The 1,889-nt window shown below is 52.8% G+C and carries 3 protein-coding genes; 1 reads left to right on the forward strand and 2 read right to left on the reverse strand.

Translation table 11 applies throughout. From position 1 onward, the window contains the following. Positions 1-480 precede the first annotated feature (480 nt). Positions 481-738, forward strand: coding sequence for a hypothetical protein (locus tag ALO64_RS17675; RefSeq protein WP_044345887.1), 258 nt, complete (start codon positions 481-483; stop codon positions 736-738). Positions 739-983: 245 nt separating this feature from the next. Here the strand turns inward: ALO64_RS17675 and ALO64_RS17685 are convergent, their stop codons facing one another. Together ALO64_RS17685 and ALO64_RS17690 are read right to left on the reverse strand one after the other, a co-directional pair. Beyond that, the gene (locus tag ALO64_RS17685) at positions 984-1,373 is read right to left on the reverse strand and encodes a hypothetical protein (RefSeq protein WP_052508601.1); all 390 of its coding nucleotides are present in this window, start codon (positions 1,371-1,373) and stop codon (positions 984-986) included. Between the two features lie 46 nt (positions 1,374-1,419). Next, positions 1,420-1,869 (reverse strand): hypothetical protein, encoded by a 450-nt coding sequence (locus ALO64_RS17690; protein WP_169788679.1) that lies wholly within the window; start codon positions 1,867-1,869, stop codon positions 1,420-1,422. Positions 1,870-1,889 lie beyond the last annotated feature (20 nt).

The raw sequence follows: 1,889 nt of genomic DNA on the forward strand, positions 1-1,889 counted from the left end.
TTTGCAGCGCCTCCCTAACTAAGCTAGTTAGGACTTACAGCTCGTGTGCGCTATAACCCACCCGTGTGGGGCCGTTGAATCTGCGGGGGCAACTACCATTTCATATCTGCAGGTGTGGTCCCCAGGAGCAGTAGCAATTACCGTCGCTGCAGTAGCTGTTTTCCTTAAAATACGAACGTCAACAGCCTCCTGATCAACGTTATAGAACTGTGCAGTTATGTTAGCTGCTACAGGTCCGGGCTCCCGTTTTTCTCCAGCCGCAACGACCGTTGCTAGTAGCAACAAAACTACCCCTCCCCCTACCTTGATAACTCGAATCATCCTGTATCCCCTCGTGAGCGTTAATTAGTTTAAGAAATTGCTCTTTGCCGGCTGACAAACAGAGCAGGTACGCCTATTATACATACATACATACATACATACGTACGTATGTATGTGCGACATTATTCGGGGCGGCTACCCCATTTCTAGGAGCAAGCGATGGAACTGAAAATCTCATGCAGTAATGTTTCCCAGGCACTGGCTGAGTTGGAACCTGGTGAGGCACTGGTTGTGCCCTGTAACGGCAAAACTACCCAGTCCACTCAGTCGAGCATCGGGTCGATGCTTGCGCGCCGTAAGCTCGCCAGCGCGATGTTCAGTCAGAACAAAGCCCTGATTGTTCGTGATGAGTTTTCACTGCCCATTCCGGTGATTATCGTCACGCGGCGCGCTGCACAATTGGCCGGAACAGAGTGAGGTGGAGTCATGAATGCTCATCGTTCCGTTTTTCTACAGGGTGCCCAGGACATCAAGACCGCATACGCCCTCCTGCTACAGGCCCGGTCTGATAGGGCTTGCCAATTTAGCGTGGTGGTCATGATCGATCGTGTGGTCTGTACCGTCCCAATCGTTCAAGGCCACATCGACATCGATCGAGCAATACCGGTCCAAGCAAGCGGCGATACCTTCACCCGTAGTGTCAATTGCCCTTTCATCATCCTTTAAAAGGAAGGCGCCCCTTTGGGCGCCTTGTACCTGGACATAGGGTGTCGATTCAACACAACCATTCCTGTCGGATGGACGTTAAATTCGAGATAGCTCGACTCGTAGTCAGCTTTGGTAGCACCGTCAAAAACGGAATCGGCTAACCATGCAGCCATCGCAGTTTGAATGGCATGCCGATCCATCGCAGCCTGATCATTTTCATTCATTGCTTTGGCGACCTCGCCGGCCCAGAACGGGACTGCGCCCTGGGCGAAGGACTTGCCCTTTTCCAGAATCATTTCCCGTCTCGACTCAGCGACAGCTACCAATCCGTTCAGATCTATTTCCGTCTGGAAGAGGGCTATTTCTTGCTGCTCGGTATCGAAGAACTTGAATTGAAGAATCACACGCTTGCTCCAAATGAACGAGAGGGCCGTAGCCCCCTCGTGGTGTTTAAGCCGGCCGCGGGGCCCGGGGTTTCACTGCTGGTGGTGCTTCTTTCCAGTGAATGCCGTGCTCAGCCTGGCGCTGTCTGATCACCTCTGAGTGTCTCATCACCCCCACCGTTTTATCGATGCTTTTGCCCGCCTCATCGAAGCTGGTGAACACACCTTTAGACTCGCGCTCACCATCGACAGGCTTGCTTGGGATACCGGTGCTGTACGGAATGTGCGTGGCGGTGCGCACCTGGAAAACTTCGAACTTGTCGCCCGGGCCTTCGGTGTTGTGAAAGACGTCGAGCCGCTTTCCGTGAACAAGCCGACCAGGTTCACCCCGATCGTTTAGTTTTGAAGCCTCAGACGTATGGTCGAATTCTCGGGATTTAAAAATCGTGGCGCCGGCGATAACACGTTCCCTTAGCCTTTCATCACCTTCAGCAGGGGCTGCAGGTAACTTTTCCACGTTGGGGTTCTAATCACAAA

The organism is Pseudomonas meliae, from assembly GCF_001400515.1.
Classification (GTDB): domain Bacteria; phylum Pseudomonadota; class Gammaproteobacteria; order Pseudomonadales; family Pseudomonadaceae; genus Aquipseudomonas; species Aquipseudomonas amygdali.